This window comes from Nocardia sp. NPDC051832 (assembly GCF_040681285.1).
GTDB lineage: Bacteria > Actinomycetota > Actinomycetes > Mycobacteriales > Mycobacteriaceae > Nocardia.
In genome coordinates this window covers 1,218,300-1,236,309 of record NZ_JBFAYL010000003.1, presented here as the reverse complement: position 1 = coordinate 1,236,309, position 18,010 = coordinate 1,218,300, and the positions used below count along the sequence as shown (strand labels likewise).

Sequence of the window (18,010 nt, the reverse complement as noted above, 5' to 3'; positions counted from 1 at the left end):
TATACGGCGCGGAACATCATGATCACAAGTGTGCGCTAGCCGACAGCTCGGCCTGCCGGCTCGGTCGCCTGCGGCGAATCCGCCGCGAGCAGCGCTAGGAAGGCGCTCGCCGCGGGTGTGCGGCTACTGGTGTTCCAGACGACGTATTCGACGCGGCCCGGTGCGTCCTCGACCTCGAGGGTGGCGATGCCGGTGAGCTGCGGGACGTAGGCGGCGGGCAGCATCGCCACGCAGAGGTTCTGCTCGACGAGGCGGGTGATGTAGTCCGCGGCGGTCACCTCGAAGGCGACCTCGCGGACCAGTCCGGCGGCCGCGAAGGCCTGATCGGTTTGGCTGCGGGCGGCGGTCCCGGCCGGCAGGTCCACGAACACTTCGGACGACAGCCGGTGCAGGTCGACCGAGGACGCGCCGGCGAGCGGATGGCCCGGCGCGACGATCGCGACGAGGCGGTCGCGGGCGAGTTCCCGGGCGGCGACGCCCTCGGGTCGCACGGTGGCGGGCAAGCCGAGGAAAGCCACGTCCAAAGCTCCGTGCCGGATCTTCTCGACGAGGTTCTCGCCCGCGTTCACACACAGGCCGATGCGCACGTGCGGGTACCGCTGGCGGAATTCACCCAGCGCGCCGGGAATATCGACCGCGGCCACGGTCGGAACCAGGCCCACGGACAAGCGCCCGCGAACTTCGCCGACCGCCGCCGACACCTCGGCGGCCGCCCGGTCGGCGGCTTCCAGGCACTGCCGCGCCGCGGGGAGGAACGCCGCTCCGGCCGGTGTCAGCCGGACCCGGCGGCTGGTGCGCTCGAAGAGCCGCGCCCCCAATTCCCGTTCCAGACGGGCGATTTGGTGACTGAGTGCGGACTGCACCACCCGGCATCGTTCGGCGGCCCGGGTGAAACTGTTCGTTTCGGCGACGGCGAGGACATAGCGCATTTGCTGGAGCTCCACGGATCAATCGTGAATGACGATCGATGCGGTGACAAACATGTGTTGGACTCATCAATCCGGGCGCGGTGAGATTGTGAGCGTGAAAAACACACCAGCACAGTTGGTTTCCCGCGCCACTCGGCGCTTTCTGTTGGTCTCGGCGGCGGTCGCCTGCGCGGCGGTCTTGACGCCGGCGCACCAGGCGGCCGCCGACAGCCCGCTCTTCCCGACCACGATCACCCTGCCCACCGGCTTCCGTCCGGAGGGAATCGCCATCGGCGCACTGCCTTTCGCCTACTTCGGCTCCATGGCGGACGGCTCCATCTATCGCGCCGACCTGCTGACCGGCCAGGGCGGGCTCTTCAGCCCCGGCCCGGGCACCCAGGCCCTCGGTCTCCGGCTCGACGACCGTGGCCGGCTTTTCGTCGCGGGCGGAACCGGCGGTGACATCCGAGTGCTCGACGCGTGGACCGGCGCGGTGCTCGCGCGCTACCAAGTCGCCGCGCCGCCGGACACCTTCGTCAACGACGTGGTGCTCACGCCCGCGGGGGCATGGTTCACCGATTCACGTTCGGCGGTGCTCTACCACCTGCCCTTCGGCCAAGACGGAGCGCTACCCGCGCCCGAGGCGGTGGTCCGCGTCCCGCTCACCGGCGACATCGCCTATGTGCCAGGAGCGTTCAACGCCAACGGCATCGTGCGCACGCCCGACGGCACGGGCCTGATCCTCGTGCAGTCGGTGACGGGCAGCCTGTTCCGGGTCGACCCGGCGACCGGCGTGACCCGGCGGATCGATCTGGGCGCCGAGAGTCTGCCCAACGGTGACGGACTGCACTTGGACGGCAGCACACTGTATGCCGTGGAGAACCGGCGCAACACGATCGCCGTGATCGCGCTGGATCCGGCAGGCACCACCGGCACCGTCCAACGGCGAATCACCGACCCGCGCTTCGACGTTCCGGCCACCATCGCGGCCTTCGGCGGCCGCCTGTACCTGCCGAATGCCCGCTTCGACACCCCGCCCGAGCCCACCACCCGCTACAGCGCGGTCGCCGTCGCTCAATTCGGCTAGAGCGCGTGCGCGTCGAGCCAGGTCCGGGCCGCCTCGCCCGGAGTCGTGCTGCCATCGCGGATCTTGCGGATCATGTCGACGAGTTCGTCGGTAGTCAGCTCGCCCGCGACGTAGTTCAGTTTCGTCAGCCGGACTTCGTCGAGGCTGCCCTTGCGCAGCACCGGCAGCACGTTCTGCGCGCGCACCGCGTAGTCGTCGTCGGCGAGCACCGTCAGCCCGGCCAACGCGTCCGGCGTCAAGGCGGGCGGCCCGGTGAGCAGACCGGCCTGTACCCGCCCGTCCAGCAACGCTTCTCGCAGGTCCGCGGCATCGAGCAGGGTGACCGTCGCCGGGAACCCGCACCCGGCCACCCGGATCGGCTGCTCCGGTGCGCGCAGCACAGCGGGAACCGGTGCCACGCCCGCCGGCATTTCCGCGCAGCGCGCCCCCAGCGCGGAGATCGAGCGCACCTGGTCCAGCTCGGCCACCGCGGCCGGAATCAGCACGCGCGGGCGCATATCCGTGCCGTCGGCGGGATCGGCGACCACCAGACCCTCCGGCAGCGATTTGTTCAGGGCCTCCGTCACATCCTTCGGCGTGCGCGCGGTGGCTCCACTGTCCAGGAATTCGAGCAGCTCGCCATTGTGCTCGCCGACCAGTGCCACCGCGCCCGCGTCCAGGGCGGCGAGATAGCCGGCGCGGTCCCCCAGCTGATTCTTCACCGTCACCGGCAGACCGGTCCGCGCCAGCGCGCCCGCGTAGATTTCGGCGAGCAGTCCGGATTCCACCGAATCCCCCGCTCCGACCACGAAATCCGGCGCGGGCACGGACTCATCGCCGCAGGCCACCGCCATGGTGGCGACCGCTACGACAAGAACCCGGCTCAGCATCCGTCTCGACACGGCCAGCACCATTCGATGACCCCAACTCTCCGTAGTGAACAGGAACATCATGCAACGGGCAGTATGGACATCCAGAATGTACCGGTGGCCCCGTTCTTCGCCGCGGGCCATACGCTCGAGCACGCCTTGCCCGGAAGGACTCCCGTGAAAACCACGACCACTCCCGCCCCTCGGCGCCCGGCGCCGAGCCTGGCGCTACGCGCCGCCAGACTTGTCGCCGCCGCCATGGCGCTCGCTGTCGCCATGGTGCTGTCCGCCTGCGGCAATTCGGATCCCCTGGGCAGCAAAGGAAGTTGCGAAGGCGACGGACTCGTCGTCGGCTCGGCCGATTTCCAAGAATCGGAAACCGTGGCCACCATCTACGCCGAGGTATTGCGAATCAACGGTTTCCAGGTGGACACCCGATTCCGGATCGGCAGCCGGGAAGCCTACATTCCCGCGCTGCGCAGCTGCGCGATCTCGGTGATCCCCGAATACACCGGCAACCTCCTGCAATATCTGGACAAGAACGCCACCGCCGCCACCTCCGAGGAGGTCGACAAGGCGCTGGTGGGTGCGCTCGGCACCGAGCTCGCCATCGCGAAACCGGCCCAGGCGCAGGATTCCGACGCGGTCGTCGTCACCAAGGCCACCGCCGAGAAATGGAATCTGACCTCCATCGCCGACCTGGCTCCGCATTCGGCCGAGGTGAAGTTCGGCGCCCCCGCGGAATTCGCCGAACGCGTCGGCGGCCTGCCCGGCCTGAAGAAGAACTACGGCCTGGATATCGCGAGCGCCAATTTCGTGCCGATCGCCGACGGCGGCGGCCCCGCCACGGTGCGCGCGCTGGTCGAAGGCCAGGTCACCGCCGCCGATATCTTCACCACCTCCCAGGCCATTCTGGAGAACAACCTGGTGGTGCTCGCGGATCCGAAGCACAACTTCCCCGCGCAGAACGTGGTGCCGCTGTTCAACGCGAAGAAGAAGACCGACAAGGCGGCCAAGGTGCTCGACGCCGTGTCGGCCAAGCTCACCACCGAGGGCTTGCTGAAACTCAACGAGGCGGTTTCGGGTAAGACCAAGACCGAGCCCAAGGCCGCCGCGCTGGAGTGGATTCGCACCCAGGGACTCGACAAGCCCGTCAGTTAGGAGTTCCCGGTGTCCGATATCGAATTCCGCGGGATCGGCAAGATCTATCCGGACGGGACGCACGCTGTCACCGACCTGGATCTGCTGATCCCCTCGGGGTCTTTCACCGTGTTCGTCGGGCCGTCCGGGTGTGGCAAGACCACCTCGATGCGGATGATCAATCGGATGATCCAGCCCTCCAGCGGCACGATCACCATTGACGGGCAAGATATTTCGACGGTCGACCCGGTGAAATTGCGGCTCGGTATCGGATATGTCATCCAGAGCGGCGGCCTGCTGCCGCATCGCACGGTGCTCGACAATGTCGCGACCGTGCCGGTGCTGCGCGGCGATTCGCGCAAGGCCGCCAGGGCCGCCGCGCTGGAGGTGCTCGACCGCGTCGGACTGGATCGCGCGCTCGCGAAACGGTATCCGGCGCAACTCTCCGGCGGGCAGCAGCAGCGGGTCGGGGTGGCCCGGGCCTTGGCCGCCGACCCGCCGATCCTGCTGATGGACGAGCCGTTCAGCGCGGTCGACCCGGTGGTGCGCGGGGAGTTGCAGGCCGAAATGCAAAGGCTGCAAGCGGAATTGCACAAGACGATCGTGTTCGTCACGCACGATATCGACGAGGCGATCACCCTCGGCGACAAGGTCGCGGTGTTCGCCCGGGGCGGCGTGCTCCAGCAGTACGACACACCGCGAGAGGTATTGGCCCAGCCCGCAACGGATTTCGTGGCCGACTTCGTCGGGCACGATCGCGGCTATCGAGGGCTGTCGTTCCGGACCGCGCAAGGTGTTCCGCTGCACGAGATCCGGACCGCCACCGCGGGCGAGGTCAAGGAGCTCCGGCTGGAGCTCGGCGACTGGGTGCTGGTGGTCGATGCGGCCGGCCGGCCGGTCGGCTGGGTCGACGTGACCGGCGTGGAGTCGTTGCGCGGCGGTCGCGAACTGGCGCAGAGCATGTCGGCGGGCGGCTCGCTGTTCACGCCCAGCGGCGATCTGCGCCAGGCTATGGACGCGGCGATCTCCTCACCATCCGGAATCGGTGTGGCAGTCGATGATTCGGGCGCGGTGCGGGGCGGCGTGCTGGCCACCGAGGTGCTCCAGCTGCTCGCCGACCAGCGCGCCGCCGAGGACGCCGAACGCAATCGCCGCGCCTACGAACACGGGCTGACCGAGGATTCGGCGTGAAGTATCTGATCGACAATTTCGCCGACATCATGAATCTGACGGCAACCCATGTGAAATTGGCGCTGGTGCCGCTGCTGATCGGTGTGGTGATCGCGATTCCGGCGGGCGCGCTGATCCGGCGGGCGCCGCTGGTGCGGAAAATCACGACGGCGGTTTCCAGCCTGGCCTACACCATTCCGTCGCTGGCCCTGTTCGTGATCATTCCGCCGCTGGTGGGGATTTCGACCATCGATCCGCTCAATGTGATCATCGCGCTCGCGCTGTATTCGACGGCGCTGCTGTTGATCGCGGTGCCCGCGGCCCTGGATTCGGTGCCCGCCACCGTGCTCGACGCGGCCGACGCGGTCGGCTTCAGCCCGCTGCGCCGCACGCTGACCGTCGATATGCCGCTGGCCATTCCGGTGTTCCTGTCCAGTCTGCGGGTCATCGCGGTCACCAATATCGCCATGGTGTCGGTGGGTGCGCTGATCGGCAGCGGCGGGCTCGGCGTGCTGTTCACCCAGGGATATCAGCGCAATTACACCGACGAGATCGTCGCGGGCATCATCGTCACCCTGGCGCTCGCCCTGCTCGTGGACCGCGTGCTGTTCGCCCTCGGCCGCTGGGGCACGCCGTGGGTCCGGACCGCGAAAGGCGCGGGGGTATGAACCTTTTCGTCGACGCTTGGCAATACCTCACCGACGGCGCCAACTGGTCCGGCCCCACCGGGATCACCCAGCGCATCCTGGAACACCTCTGGTACAGCTTCCTCGCCGTCGCCGCCTCCGCGCTGGTCGCCGTGCCGCTCGGCCTGGTCATCGGCCACACCCGCCGCGGCTCGGCCCTGCTGGTCGGCTTCGCCAACGCCATGCGCGCGCTGCCCACCCTGGGCCTGCTCACCTTCCTGGTGCTGCTGCTCGGCCTCGGCCTGATCCCGCCGCTGCTCGCCCTGGTCACCGTCGGCATCCCGCCGCTGCTCGCGGGCGCCTACGCCGGCATCGCCAACGTCCCCGCCGACGTGGTCGACGCCTCCCGCGCCATGGGGATGACCGAACGCCAGATCCTGTTCCGCGTCGAAGTACCCAACGCCCTGCCGATCATCCTGACCGGCCTGCGCGGCGCCAGCCTCCAGGTCGTCGCCACCGCCACCATCGCCGCCTACGTCAACCTCGGCGGCCTGGGCCGCTACATCTTCGACGGCATCGGCCTCTACCGCTACGACCGCGTCCTCGTCGGCGCCCTCCTGGTCGCCATCCTCGCCATGACCCTCGACGGACTGCTCGCCGCCGCGGTCTGGGCCAGCGCCCCCGGCACCGGCCGCCTGCGCCGCCGCACCTTCGCGAGTGGTTATGCCGGGACGCGATCCAGGCTGGACCGACCAGCGAAGTGACCGACGACAAGGGCCCCGTTCCTGATGGAACGGGGCCCTTCGTTCAGCGAACGTGGCTGTCAGGCAACACCCTCGGCGCGCGCGGCGGCGGCGACGGCTTCGGCGACGGCCGGGGCGACGCGCGGATCCAGCGGGCTGGGGACGATCTTCTCCGGGCCCAGTTCGTCGGCGACGACGGCGGCGATGGCGTTGGCGGCGGCGATCTTCATGCCCTCGGTGATCCGGCGGGCGCCGGCGTCCAGGGCGCCCTTGAAGACGCCCGGGAAGGCGAGCACGTTGTTGATCTGGTTCGGGAAGTCGCTGCGACCGGTGGCGACGATCGAGGCGTACTTGCGGGCCAGGTCGGGGTGGATCTCCGGGTCCGGGTTGGACATGGCGAAGACGATCGCCTCGGGAGCCATCGAGGCGATGAGCTCCTCGGCGATCAGACCGGCGGACAGACCCAGGAACACATCGGCGCCGGCCAGCGCCTCGGCCGCGCCGCCGTTCAGGCCGCGCGGGTTGGTGCGCTGCGCCAGTTCGGCTTTCACACCGTTGAGATCGGTGCGGTCCCGGCTGACGATGCCCTTGGAGTCGAGCACGGTGACGTCCTTGACGCCCGCGGCCAGCAGGATGTTGGTGCACGCGACACCGGCCGCGCCGGCGCCGGAGACCACGACCTTCAGTCCGTCGATACCGCGGCCCTGCACCTTGGCGGCGTTGTTGAGCGCGGCGAGCACCACGATGGCGGTGCCGTGCTGATCGTCATGGAAGACCGGGCAATCCAGGGCCTCGATCAGCCGCTGCTCGACCTCGAAGCAGCGGGGGGCGGAGATGTCCTCCAGGTTGACCGCGCCGAAGCTGGGGCGCAGCCGGATGATGGTCTCCACGATCTCGTCGACATCCTTGGTGTCGAGCACGATCGGGATCGAGTTCAGGTCGGCGAACTTCTTGAACAGCGCCGCCTTGCCCTCCATCACGGGCAGCGAGGCGCGCGGGCCGATGTCACCGAGACCGAGCACCGCGGTGCCGTCGCTGACCACGACCACCAAGCGGTCGGTCCAGGTGTACTGCTTGGCCATCGCCGCGTCCTGCGCGATGGCGCGGCTCACCTGGGCGACACCGGGGGTGTAGGCGATCGAAAGGTCGCGCTGGGTTTCCAGCGGCGCCGCGAGTTCGACCGAGAGTTTGCCGCCGAGATGGCCTGCGAAAATCTCTTCCTGGGTGATTTCGGAAAGGGCCGCAGTGGCATTCGGTGCGTCAGTCACAGGTGACACGATTTCACTCCTGCTCGGGTCGGGCAATCCGGGGGGACGGTTACCGCCGGGTAATTGGTATTAGGGTGCTGCATACCGCTCATCGAGTGCGCGCACCGCTATGTTTCGATTCCTCAGGGATTCTTGCTTATTACCCGGCGGTATCGAAATATGTTGTGGCGCTGCTGACTCTCGGCGGTGTCCGCGGCGGCCGGCGTGGTTACGCAGGCTGCCGCCTCCCGTGACTCTCGGGGTGCGACGGTGCGTCGCGCGGCGGAGATCACCTTGGTTCCCGTACCCGGCGGTGGCGGAGCGGGGAATCCGCAACATTCTGCCAGCCGGTCCGATGACATGCCAAACCGGTGTCGGGAAACTCCGGTGCCGCGCCATCCACCGAGCGTAAGACCCGGGAATTACCCCTACGTAAGGGGAAACTCGCAGTCCGGGTGGGTCCGGATGTGAGAGACCCGACGGCCGGTCCGGTCCGGCCTGTGCGGAACGACCTCAGCTCGCCACCGCGGTCGTGGGCTCCGCGGGCTCGTCGCTGGCCACTGCCTCCGCCTCGCTCGAACCGGCCAGCGCCGACTCCTGCCCCGCACTGCGCCGGAACCCGGCGACCGCAGCCGACTCCTGCCCCGGACTACGCCGGAACCCCGCGATCTCAGCCGGTTCCGCGCCGTCAGCCCGCGCGCCGGCCAACACGGTCTCCTGGCCCGAGGACCGCCGGACGCCGGGATCGAGCTCGACGCTCTCCTCGCGCGCCCACCCGTCCAGCCTGCGGCCCAGCGGCACCCGCGCCGCGGCGGCGGGCACGACGGCCACCGGCGCGCCGGGCGGCGCGGCGTCGGCGTGCACCCAGACCCGGTCCAGTCCGCCCGAGGCCAGCCGCGCCCGCCAAGCCGCGGCGGCCTCGGGGTGATCGGTGCGCAGGTGCATGCCGCGGCTCTCGGTCCGCGCCAGCGCGCTGTACTTCGTCCACCGCGCGACCGCCAGCAGCGCCGCGGCCTGCCGCGCCGCCAGTCGATCGGCGCCGCTGCCGCCGAGATCGAATTGCGCGCCGGGCCACATCGCGTCGAGTTCGGCGATGCTGTCGCGCAGGCTGCCCGCACTGCGCCAGTAGCTGCGGCGCAGCGGCAGCATGTGCTCCTGCACCAAGCCGACCACGGCCCGCGGATCGATGCGCGCCCGGGTGCTCAGGCCCGCGCCCGGCACCGGCCGCGGCGACGCGGGTATGCCCCGGTCCAGGGCGAATCGGGCCGCACCCGCACCCGCCCAGACACCGGAGGCGATGGCCCAGGACCCCCCTGGCCCGCCGAAAGCACTGGCCGCGCCGATGATCGGTTCCCGGGTGGCGGCAGCGCCCGCGGCATAGAGCCCGGCAACCGTGGTGGCGCACTCCGGCGTGGTCAGCATGAGCCCGCCGGCGCCGCCGACCGTGCCGCCCAGCACCGGGCGCAACGGCACCCGCCCCGCCGGATCCACCGCGCCCGACCGCGCCAACCAGCTGCGCGTGTGTGTGGGTAAGTCGTCGAGCGCGGCGTACACGCGCCGGCCCTGCCCGATCTCGGCGAACGCCGCCGAGTCGTCGCTGAGCACCGCACCGCTCCCGTCGTAGAGCTTCTCGGAAGGCAGCGGATGCGCCGGTGCGACCGAAACCGGCGCCAAACCATAGGCGCTGGAGAATTCCATGCCCGAGAGGTGCGCACCGGCTTCGGCGGCCAGCAGCAGCCCGTCGCCGGTGTTCCCCTCGGTGCCCGCGCCGCCGGAGAGGAACGCACAGCCGCCGGTCGCCACCACTACCGCGCCGGCGTGCACGGTCCAGCTGTGGAAGTGCTGTCGCAGACCGGTCGCGCCGGCTACGACACCGTCGCGGTCCACCAGCAGTTGCAGCGCCGGATGCTGGTCCAGGACGCACACCCCGGCTTCCCGCAACCGGCGCCGCAGCCGGCGTAGATAACTCGCGCCGTCCAGGCGAACCCGGGCGCCGCCGAGTTCGGCGGGAAAGCGCTGACCCCAGCGCGCCAACTGATCGACGCGCCTGTGGGCCTCCTCGAGTACCCGGTGCGTCCAGTCCGGATCACCCAGCTCGCCGCCCTGCTCGAAGGCTTGGCGGACCGCCTCCTCGCGAGCGGGGCCGGGCGGCAGGTTCCACAGGATGCCCACCCCGGCGGCGGTCGGCCCGCTGGCCCCGCAGCGCCCCTTGTCGACCAGCACCACGCGAGCGCCGCGCGCGGCGGCCGAGACGGCGGCCCAAGCTCCGGCGGGGCCTCCGCCGAGAACCAGTACGTCCGTCTCGATCGCACTCACAGATGAAATATTCGGCCACAATTCATCCGGCCGCAACCGGAGCTGATAACTATTGCGCTTTTATCAGCTCCACCACTGAGTCCACAGCAATAATCCGGACGCCACGAAAACAACCATCGATCCGGAAAACGCGGCCAAACCACGACGCCGGTCGGCAAAAACTTGTGCGGAAATAACGACGATCGAAGTCCCCACATGCCAGGCGACGGATTCCCCGCCCGGACCGGGGAATCCCCGCCGCGCGCCGATGAAAGCGGTCGCGACCACCACCAGCGTCAGCACGAAAGTGCCCGCGGCGACCACGCCGCTGGTACCCCGCAGCACCTTCATCGGGATACCACCGGCACCCCGCTTGCCTTGCCGACGAGAAGCTCGAATTGCACCGGATCGGTGGTGTGCGCACCGAGGCGGATGGTTTTGTTCGCGCCGTGATAATCCGACGAGCCGGTGCTGAGCAGACCCAGTTCGGCGGCCAGCTCGCTCAGGATCGCCCGGTCGGCGGCGCTGTGATCGGGATGATCGATCTCCAGCCCGCCCAGACCGCGGGTGGCCAGATCGCGGATGTCGTCCAGGGCCAGCATGCGGCCGCGCTTGCGCGCCCGGGCATGCGCGAGCACGCTGACCCCGCCCGCCGCGGCGATCATCTCCACCGCGCGGCGCAGCGGCGTATCGGCCTTCTCCGCGTAGTAGCGGCCGTGCGGGGCGAGCAGGTCGGTGAACGCGGCGTCCACCGTCGGCACGACGCCCGCGGTGACCAGGGCTCGGGCCAGGTGCGGGCGCCCGGCCGAGGCGCCGGCCGAGGCCAGCACGGCGTCCGGATCGATGGGCAGGCCGTCGGCGGCCATCCGCTCGGCCATGGCGCGCAACCGATCCACCCGCTCGGCCCGTAACCGTTCGCGTTCCTCGGCGAAACTGCCGTCGGCGGGATCGAAGAGATAGGCCAGCAGATGCACCGGCACCGGCCAGCCGTCCTCGCCGAGGCCGACGCACGACATCTCCATGCCCCGCACCAGCGTCAGGCCCGCGGGGAGCGCCTCGACCGCCTCGGCCCACCCGGAGGTGGTGTCGTGGTCGGTGAGCGCGACGACGTCGAGGCCGGCCGCGGCGGCATTGCGCACGAGTTCGGCCGGAGTGTCGGTGCCGTCGGAGGCGTTCGAGTGGGTGTGGAGATCGATGCGCACTCATCAATAGTTACAGCATCGCAAAGCGATTCGGTGGGGGGCGGTGGTCGGGCGGCGGGTGGGCCCGTGTGCTGGTTGTTTCCGTGATCACCGGTATGCGGCTGTTACCGACGTAGCATCTGATTCGTGCCGTCCATTCCCCCGCTACCGTCGTTCCGGAGCCAGCCGCGCACGGGTGTGCCGCTACCGCGCATCCCGGTGCCGACCGCGCGTGCGGTGGTCGACTGCGGGGTCTACGTCGACGGCGAACGCCTGCCCGGCCACTACAGCCACAAGCAGGCCATCGCCGAAGTGCGCTCCCGGGGCACGGGTTTCGTCTGGATCGGCCTGCACAAGCCGGACGAGGTGCAGATGGCCGACATCGCGGAGACCTTCGACCTGCATCCCCTGGCCGTCGAGGACGCGGTGCACGCCCGGCAGCGACCGAAGCTGGAACGCTACGACGACACCCTGTTCCTGGTGATGCGCACCGTGCGCTACGTGCCGCACGAGATGAACTCGGTCAGCGAGATCGTGGAGACCGGCGAGATCATGGTGTTCACCGGAGCCGACTTCGTGGTCACCGTCCGCCACGGCGACCACGGCGAATTGCGCGGCGTCCGGAGCACTTTGGAGGCCCAGCCGGAGCTGCTCAGGCTCGGTCCCGGTTCGGTGCTGCACGCCGTGGCCGACCACATCGTCGATTCCTATATCGAGGTCTCCGAAGCTGTCGAGAACGATATCGACGAGATGGAAGAGCAGGTGTTCACCCCGAACAACCTGGTCACCATCGAGGCGATCTATCAGCTCAAGCGCGAGGTGGTGGAGCTGCGGCGCGCGGTGGCGCCCTTGCAGATTCCGTTGCAGGTGCTCAGCCAGAGCCCGGATACCCCGCTGCCCAAGGAGATTCGCCGCTACATGCGCGACGTGGCCGACCATCACACCGCCGTCAACGATCGCATCGCCGACTACGACGAGTCGCTGAGCGAACTGGTCTCCGCGGCCCTGGCGAAGATCGGCGTGCAGCAGAACACCGACATGCGCAAGATCTCGGCGTGGGTGGCGATGGCGGCCTGGCCCACCATGGTCGCGGGCATCTACGGCATGAATTTCGACTTCATGCCCGAACTGCGTCAGCCGTGGGGCTATCCGGTGGTCTGGACCGTCATCGTCGGCGGCTGCACCGTGCTCTACATCAACTTCCGCCGCCGCAAGTGGTTGTGAAACCTACAGCGACGCAGCGCCTCTCGCCGGATCGTGGACATCGATGCCGGCCTCGGCCCAGGCGTCGCGCAGGGCTTGCGCGCCACGCACCCGCACCCAGGCCGCTTCGGTCGCGGTGACCGGCGTGACCGTCAGATAGCGCACCGGCTCGGCCGGATCGGGCAGCACGACCTCGGGAATCTCGCTGTCGCCCAGCAGAACCGCGGTGAACGGCGCGTTCACCCACAGCGACTCGCCCAGATCGAGCAGCGCGTCCGCTTGCAGCACAACGCCTTCCACCGCGGGCGTGGCAGCCAGCACGCCCAGCGAGCGGGCCAGGCCGGACGCCGCGCCGGTCCCCGCCCGCATCGTGAGCACCAGCTCGGCGCGCGGCCCCCGCACCGGGTCGGCCAGCACGTCACCGGGATCGCCCATGGGCGTGCGGGATCCGCCGAGCGTCGCGTAATGGACCAGGTCGCCGTCCACGATCCGCAGGATCTCGATCGGCTCCAGGCCGAGGAACGTCACCGAGGCGGAATCGACTCCGGCCGCGTCCACACCGAAGTGTTCCAGCACCCCGGTCCGGACCTTCTGCACCACATCCATGCTCAGATGGCCAGCCGCGCCAGCATGTCGCGGGCCTGCTCGGCCGACTTCGGATCGCACAGCACGTCGTAGCGGCCCGCCACCAACTGCATGCTGGAGGCGAAGTCGCGCTGGCCCTTCGTCGCGGCGTACGGGATGGCCGTGGTGATCAAGCCGAAGATGATGCCGCCGATGAGACCGACCGCCAGCGGCGCCATCGAGCCGTTCGGGCTGAACAGGCTCAGCAGCAGGCCGATGAACAGGCCGAGCCAGGCGCCCGAGGCGATACCGCCGCCGATGACCTTGCCCCAGGTCAACCGGTACAGCACCCGCTCGACCTGCATCAGGTCGACACCGACGATCGTCACGTCCTGCACCGAGAAGTTGTTGTCGGCCAAATAGTCCACGGACTTCTGCGCCTCGGCATAGGTCGGGTAGGAGCCGACCGGCCAGCCCGACGGCGGCGTCGGGAGGCCTTGACCACGGCGATTCGCGTTCCCCAAGGGATTCGTCATATCTCTATTCTGCTATTCCGACCGGTGCTGCGGTGATGTGAAACGCGGCTCTCTTCACGTGGAACGCGTCATACCGGCGACCCGCCCCTTTTCCGCGATCACCTGCGCCATTTTCGCGCTCGCCTCATCGATCATCTCGTCGCCGAGCATGACCGCGCCGCGAGCGCCGCCCGCGGCGGAGGTGTGGAAGGCGTAGGCCGCCAATATCTCCTCGGCCCGGTCGTAATCGGCCTGGCGCGGGCTGAAGATCTCATTGCAGGCGTCGACCTGACCGGGGTGCAGCACCCATTTGCCGTCGAATCCGAGGGCGGCGGTGCGCGCGGCGGCCCGCCGGAAACCGTCGACGTCGCGGATCTGCAGATACGGGCCGTCGATGGCCTGCAGGCCGTGGGCGCGAGCGGTGAGCAGAATCGTCATCAGAATGTGGTGATAAGCGTCACCGGTGTCGTAGCCCTCGGGCTGCTCCCCGACCACCAGCGTGCGCATGTTGATGCTGGCCATGAAGTCCGCCGGGCCGAAGACCAGCGCCTGCACCCGCGGGCTCGCGGTCGCGATGGCATCGATATTGCGCAACCCCAGCGCGTTCTCCAGCTGCGGCTCGATGCCGATGCGGCCTACCTCGAGCTCCTGGGCCAGCTCCAGCTGGGTGAGCAGCAGATCCAGCGCGCGCACCTGACCCGCGTCGGTCACCTTCGGCAGCAGGATCGCGTCGATCGACGCGCCCGCGCCCTCGACCACGGTGATCACGTCGGCATAGGTCCACTGCGTGCTCCAGTCGTTGACCCGCACCACCTTCAACTGCGAGCCCCAGCCCGAATCATTGAGCGCGGCCACGATATTGGCGCGGGCCTGCGCCTTGGCCACCGGCGCCACCGCGTCCTCCAGGTCGAGGAACACCTCGTCGACCGGCAGCCCCTTGGCTTTCTCGATCATCTTCGGGTTGCTGCCCGGTACGGCGAGCACGGAACGGCGCGGCTTCATAGATCTCCTTCCAGGGCTCGTGGCGTGGTACGAGAGAGCGCCGCGAACCCTTAGCCTGGCTAGCATGGCAGCAACCAGGGTGTACGTCGCCAGGCTGGCCGGCCTGGTGGTGCTGGGACCGGACGGGGAGTCTATCGGCCGGATCCGCGACGTCGTAGTGGCGATTCGCTATGACCGGCAACAGCCCCGCGTGCACGGCCTGGTCGTCGAATTGCCCACCCGCCGCCGGATTTTCGTGCCCATGCTGCGGGTGACCGGCATCGAACCCGGCGTGGTGACCCTCAACACCGGCACGGTCAGCCTGCGCCGCTTCGCGCAACGGGCGGGCGAACTGCTCGCCCTGGCCCAGATCGTGGACTCGGCGGTGCGCGTCGACGATCCCGACCTGCCGGACCTCGCCGGGGTCGACGTCTTCGTCGTCGATCTCGCCATCGAACAGTCGAGAACCCGGGACTGGCTGGTGGCGCGGGTCGCGGTACGCGGGCACCGGCGCATCGGCCGCCGCCGCACCGTGCACGTGGTCGACTGGTCGCGCGTCAGCGGACTCACCCCCTACGAGGTGGGCCGGCCCGGACAGGACGTCACCCAGCTGCTCGCCCAGTTCGAGGGCATGCGCGCCCCCGACGTCGCGCACCTGCTGCGCGAGCTACCCGAGAAGCGCCGCATCGAAGTCGCCGAGGCCCTCGACGACGAACGACTCGCCGATGTGGTGCAGGAGCTTCCCGACGACGATCAGGTCGACCTGCTCGGTCACCTCGAAGTCGGCCGCGCCGCCGACGTGCTCGAGGCGATGGACCCCGACGACGCCGCCGACCTGCTGGGCGAACTGTCCACCGGCGAACGCGAATCGCTGCTCGCGCTGATGGATCCGGAGGAGTCCGAACCGGTCCGCCGGCTGCTCGAGCACTCCCCCGACACCGCGGGCGGCTTGATGACGCCGAAGCCGGTCATCCTGACCCCCGCCACCACAGTCGCCGAAGCGCTGGCCCGCGTGCGCAATCCGGATCTGACCCCGGCCCTGGCTTCCATGGTGTTCGTGGTGCGGCCGCCCACCGCCACGCCGACGGGCCGCTATCTCGGCTGTGTGCATATCCAGCAGCTGCTGCGCGAACCTCCAGCGCATCTGGTCGGCGGCATTCTGGACTCGGATCTGACCCCGTTGCGGCCGGAAGTGCCCTTGGCCGCGGTGACCCGCTACTTCGCGACCTACAACCTGGTCTGCGGTCCGGTGGTGGACGCGGAGAACCATCTGCTCGGCGCGGTCAGCGTCGACGACGTGCTCGATCACCTGCTGCCCGAGGACTGGCGCGAGCAGGAGCAGGCGCTCGGGGAGGTTCGCATCCATGAGTGAGAAGCGGATCAGCGAGAAGACTTCGGCCAGGCAGCGTTTGGAAACCCCCTTGGAGTCCCGGTTCCGATTGGACTGGGATGCCGAGGCTTTGGCGCGCAGCAGTGAGCGGGTGGCCCGATTCCTGGGCACCGGACGCTATTTGGCGATTCAGACCATCGTGGTCATCATCTGGATCCTGCTCAACGTCTTCGCCGTGTCGTTGCGCTGGGACCCGTACCCGTTCATCCTGCTGAACCTCGCGTTCTCCACCCAGGCCGCCTACGCCGCGCCGCTGATCCTGCTGGCCCAGAACCGGCAGGACAACCGGGACCGGGTCTCCTTGGAGGAGGACCGGACTCGCGCGGCCCAGACGAAGGCCGACACGGAGTTCCTGGCGCGCGAACTCGCGGCCCTGCGGATCGCGGTCGGTGACGTCGCCACCCGCGACTACCTGCGCCGGGAACTCGAGGAAATGCGCGAGGTGCTGGATCGGATCGAGGCCGCCGCCGGCACGGTGCACCCGGCACAGCCGAAGACACGCCGCAAGAAAACCTCCGGGAGAAAGCAGGCGCAGGGACCGATTTCGCCTCCAGTTGCTGACGATTGACCGGAAATGTGCACTGAATCACCTGACTGATGGGTAACCTAGACACCGTTGTCCCGAGGGGCGGGCGGGCAGGGGATGGCCCGGCCTCGCTCCCACGACGTAGAGGATTGGTGTGGCCGAATGCGCAGATCTGCCCCAATAACCGTGTCGGCCCTGGTCGTCGCGGGTCTCGTCGCTACCGGATCGACTACTCATTCCACTACCGATACCGCGCCGCCCACCGCGCCGGAGGCGTTGCTCGCCACCTCGAAAGGCTTGGGCAACACCGCAGCCACCGACAGTGAGGCACAACTGTCCCGGACAGTCGGTCTTCTTCCGGTCGCTCCGGAAACTCCTCGCAAACTGACAGCAATGACACCGCCCACCGACGGCGTCGCGCCGTTCGCCGGCTTGATCCCGCTGCGCGACATCGCCCTGCCGGCCACCGGCGGCGCCCTGGGCATTCCGGAGATCGTGCTCGCCGCCTACCGCAATGCCGAACTGGCGCTGGAATCTTCGGCGCCGGGCTGCGGCGTCTCCTGGAACCTGCTGGCCGGCATCGGCCGCATCGAGTCCGGGCACGCCAGCAGCGGCCGCACCGACGCCGCCGGCACCACCGTCACCCCGATCTTCGGCCCCGCCCTGGACGGGACACTGCCGGGCAACGAGATCATCAAGGCCGCCGACGGCGGTTACGTGCGCGCGCTCGGCCCGATGCAGTTCCTGCCCGGCACCTGGAGCCTCTACGCCGCCGACGGCAACGGCGACGGCGTGTCCGATCCGCACAATGTCTTCGACGCGGCGCTGGCCGCGGGCAAGTACCTGTGCTCGGGCGGGATGAATCTGCGCGACCCGCAACAGGAATTGCGCGCGGTGCTGCGCTACAACAACTCGATGTCCTACGCCGCCAACGTGCTGAGCTGGTCGACGGCCTACCGCACCGGCGGCAGCCCGAGCCAGGTCCCGATCTCGCCCGGGCTGATCCCGCCCGGAACCTCGCCGATCCAGGCGGGCCCGGACATGGTGGCCGCCAACACCAAACCGCCGGCCACCCCCGAGCAGCCGGCGGAGACGCCGGCCGTGACCCCGGCGGCGCCGACGCCGACCGAGGTGATGATCTATCTGCCTGGCCTACCGCCGATCCCGTGCGGGATCTTCTGCCCGGCGCCCGTACCGCCGCCGGCCGATCAGTGTGTGGCCGAGTCGGTTCCGGCGCCGATGGCGCGCCCGATCGAGCAGGCGAACCCGAATACGCCGCAGACCTACGGCGCGACCGAACTCGGCAAGACCGAGCCCGGTCCAGCCGAGCCGAAGCAGCCCGTGTGCACGCCGGCGCAGCCCGCCGAACAGGCTACGCCCGCCGCGCCCGCACCGCCGCCCGCACCCGCGCAACCGGAGGCCGCACCGGTGCCCGAGCCGGCGCTGGCGGAGCCGCCCGCGCCCGCTCCCGCCGAGCCCGCGCCGGTCGCACCGCCCGCGATAACGCTTCCGTTCAATATTGTTATCCCTTTGCCCGCGGGCTGATTCCAAACATAAACACAGGTCACGAAGGAGTAACAAAAAGG

General features: G+C 69.3%; 18 protein-coding genes. 9 read left to right on the top strand and 9 right to left on the bottom strand.

What is annotated here, in order from left to right; all coding sequences use genetic code 11:
- Nucleotides 1-35 precede the first annotated feature (35 nt).
- Entirely contained in the window at nt 36-944 is a 909-nt protein-coding gene (locus AB0M14_RS23485; RefSeq protein ID WP_364998280.1) for a LysR family transcriptional regulator, read from the bottom strand.
- Nucleotides 945-1,023: 79 nt separating this feature from the next.
- Here AB0M14_RS23485 and AB0M14_RS23480 point away from each other — a divergent pair, with 79 nt between their 5' ends.
- Nucleotides 1,024-1,995, top strand: a complete 972-nt coding sequence (locus AB0M14_RS23480) for a superoxide dismutase (protein WP_364998278.1) — start codon at nt 1,024-1,026, stop codon at nt 1,993-1,995.
- Here the strand turns inward: AB0M14_RS23480 and AB0M14_RS23475 are convergent.
- Nucleotides 1,992-2,876: a glycine betaine ABC transporter substrate-binding protein gene (locus AB0M14_RS23475; protein WP_364998276.1), complete on the bottom strand. Its 885-nt coding sequence runs from the start codon at nt 2,874-2,876 to the stop codon at nt 1,992-1,994. The two genes, AB0M14_RS23480 and AB0M14_RS23475, sit on opposite strands and share 4 nt — an antisense overlap.
- Before the next feature lie 225 nt (nt 2,877-3,101).
- Between AB0M14_RS23475 and AB0M14_RS23470 the strand changes: the two genes are divergently transcribed.
- The 4 genes from AB0M14_RS23470 to AB0M14_RS23455 are packed head-to-tail and all read left to right on the top strand — an operon-like array spanning nt 3,102 to nt 6,543.
- Nucleotides 3,102-4,004, top strand: coding sequence for an ABC transporter substrate-binding protein (locus tag AB0M14_RS23470; RefSeq protein ID WP_364999040.1), 903 nt, complete (start codon nt 3,102-3,104; stop codon nt 4,002-4,004).
- A 9-nt stretch (nt 4,005-4,013) separates the two neighbouring features.
- Nucleotides 4,014-5,174, top strand: coding sequence for an ABC transporter ATP-binding protein (locus AB0M14_RS23465; protein WP_364998274.1), 1,161 nt, complete (start codon nt 4,014-4,016; stop codon nt 5,172-5,174).
- Entirely contained in the window at nt 5,171-5,821 is a 651-nt protein-coding gene (locus AB0M14_RS23460) for an ABC transporter permease (protein WP_364998272.1), read from the top strand. Before AB0M14_RS23465 ends, AB0M14_RS23460 begins: the two co-directional genes overlap by 4 nt.
- Entirely contained in the window at nt 5,818-6,543 is a 726-nt protein-coding gene (locus AB0M14_RS23455; protein ID WP_364998270.1) for an ABC transporter permease, read from the top strand. Before AB0M14_RS23460 ends, AB0M14_RS23455 begins: the two co-directional genes overlap by 4 nt.
- Nucleotides 6,544-6,602: 59 nt before the next feature.
- On the opposite strand, the gene AB0M14_RS23450 is transcribed toward AB0M14_RS23455, so the two are convergent.
- From AB0M14_RS23450 to AB0M14_RS23435, 4 genes are all read right to left on the bottom strand, one after another.
- The gene (locus AB0M14_RS23450) at nt 6,603-7,799 is read right to left on the bottom strand and encodes an NADP-dependent malic enzyme (RefSeq protein ID WP_364998268.1); all 1,197 of its coding nucleotides are present in this window, start codon (nt 7,797-7,799) and stop codon (nt 6,603-6,605) included.
- A 483-nt stretch (nt 7,800-8,282) separates the two neighbouring features.
- The gene (locus AB0M14_RS23445; RefSeq protein WP_364998266.1) at nt 8,283-10,085 is read right to left on the bottom strand and encodes an FAD-binding protein; all 1,803 of its coding nucleotides are present in this window, start codon (nt 10,083-10,085) and stop codon (nt 8,283-8,285) included.
- 63 nt (nt 10,086-10,148) lie between these two features.
- Nucleotides 10,149-10,415: a hypothetical protein gene (locus tag AB0M14_RS23440; protein ID WP_364998264.1), complete on the bottom strand. Its 267-nt coding sequence runs from the start codon at nt 10,413-10,415 to the stop codon at nt 10,149-10,151.
- Nucleotides 10,412-11,266: a PHP domain-containing protein gene (locus AB0M14_RS23435; protein ID WP_364998262.1), complete on the bottom strand. Its 855-nt coding sequence runs from the start codon at nt 11,264-11,266 to the stop codon at nt 10,412-10,414. Before AB0M14_RS23435 ends, AB0M14_RS23440 begins: the two co-directional genes overlap by 4 nt.
- Before the next feature lie 126 nt (nt 11,267-11,392).
- On the opposite strand from AB0M14_RS23435, the gene AB0M14_RS23430 reads away from it, so the two are divergent.
- Nucleotides 11,393-12,469, top strand: a complete 1,077-nt coding sequence (locus AB0M14_RS23430) for a magnesium and cobalt transport protein CorA (RefSeq protein ID WP_364998260.1) — start codon at nt 11,393-11,395, stop codon at nt 12,467-12,469.
- A 3-nt stretch (nt 12,470-12,472) separates the two neighbouring features.
- Here AB0M14_RS23430 and AB0M14_RS23425 read toward each other — a convergent pair whose 3' ends face one another.
- The 3 genes from AB0M14_RS23425 to AB0M14_RS23415 are packed head-to-tail and all read right to left on the bottom strand — an operon-like array spanning nt 12,473 to nt 14,529.
- On the bottom strand, nt 12,473-13,054 hold the full coding sequence (locus tag AB0M14_RS23425; RefSeq protein WP_364998259.1) for a suppressor of fused domain protein: 582 nt from the start codon (nt 13,052-13,054) through the stop codon (nt 12,473-12,475).
- Nucleotides 13,055-13,056: 2 nt separating this feature from the next.
- Nucleotides 13,057-13,548 (bottom strand): general stress protein, encoded by a 492-nt coding sequence (locus tag AB0M14_RS23420; RefSeq protein WP_364998258.1) that lies wholly within the window; start codon nt 13,546-13,548, stop codon nt 13,057-13,059.
- 54 nt (nt 13,549-13,602) lie between these two features.
- The gene (locus AB0M14_RS23415) at nt 13,603-14,529 is read right to left on the bottom strand and encodes a CoA ester lyase (protein WP_364998256.1); all 927 of its coding nucleotides are present in this window, start codon (nt 14,527-14,529) and stop codon (nt 13,603-13,605) included.
- A gap of 64 nt (nt 14,530-14,593) precedes the next feature.
- Between AB0M14_RS23415 and AB0M14_RS23410 the strand changes: the two genes are divergently transcribed.
- The 3 genes from AB0M14_RS23410 (at nt 14,594) to AB0M14_RS23400 (ending at nt 17,969) form a co-directional block, all read left to right on the top strand.
- Nucleotides 14,594-15,880, top strand: a complete 1,287-nt coding sequence (locus AB0M14_RS23410) for a CBS domain-containing protein (protein WP_364998254.1) — start codon at nt 14,594-14,596, stop codon at nt 15,878-15,880.
- On the top strand, nt 15,873-16,466 hold the full coding sequence (locus AB0M14_RS23405) for a DUF1003 domain-containing protein (protein WP_364998252.1): 594 nt from the start codon (nt 15,873-15,875) through the stop codon (nt 16,464-16,466). Before AB0M14_RS23410 ends, AB0M14_RS23405 begins: the two co-directional genes overlap by 8 nt.
- A 351-nt stretch (nt 16,467-16,817) precedes the next feature.
- Nucleotides 16,818-17,969 (top strand): lytic murein transglycosylase, encoded by a 1,152-nt coding sequence (locus tag AB0M14_RS23400; protein WP_364998250.1) that lies wholly within the window; start codon nt 16,818-16,820, stop codon nt 17,967-17,969.
- Nucleotides 17,970-18,010 lie beyond the last annotated feature (41 nt).

What these genes read in the sequence shown, in the direction of transcription:
- AB0M14_RS23470 (WP_364999040.1), top strand. Translation starts at nt 3,102, where the DNA reads ATGGCGCTCGCTGTCGCCATGGTGCTGTCCGCCTGCGGCAATTCGGAT.
- AB0M14_RS23455 (WP_364998270.1), top strand. Translation starts at nt 5,818, where the DNA reads ATGAACCTTTTCGTCGACGCTTGGCAATACCTCACCGACGGCGCCAAC.
- AB0M14_RS23440 (WP_364998264.1), bottom strand. Translation starts at nt 10,415, where the DNA reads ATGAAGGTGCTGCGGGGTACCAGCGGCGTGGTCGCCGCGGGCACTTTC.
- AB0M14_RS23425 (WP_364998259.1), bottom strand. Translation starts at nt 13,054, where the DNA reads ATGGATGTGGTGCAGAAGGTCCGGACCGGGGTGCTGGAACACTTCGGT.
- AB0M14_RS23420 (WP_364998258.1), bottom strand. Translation starts at nt 13,548, where the DNA reads ATGACGAATCCCTTGGGGAACGCGAATCGCCGTGGTCAAGGCCTCCCG.
- AB0M14_RS23415 (WP_364998256.1), bottom strand. Translation starts at nt 14,529, where the DNA reads ATGAAGCCGCGCCGTTCCGTGCTCGCCGTACCGGGCAGCAACCCGAAG.
- AB0M14_RS23410 (WP_364998254.1), top strand. Translation starts at nt 14,594, where the DNA reads ATGGCAGCAACCAGGGTGTACGTCGCCAGGCTGGCCGGCCTGGTGGTG.
- AB0M14_RS23405 (WP_364998252.1), top strand. Translation starts at nt 15,873, where the DNA reads ATGAGTGAGAAGCGGATCAGCGAGAAGACTTCGGCCAGGCAGCGTTTG.
- AB0M14_RS23400 (WP_364998250.1), top strand. Translation starts at nt 16,818, where the DNA reads ATGACACCGCCCACCGACGGCGTCGCGCCGTTCGCCGGCTTGATCCCG.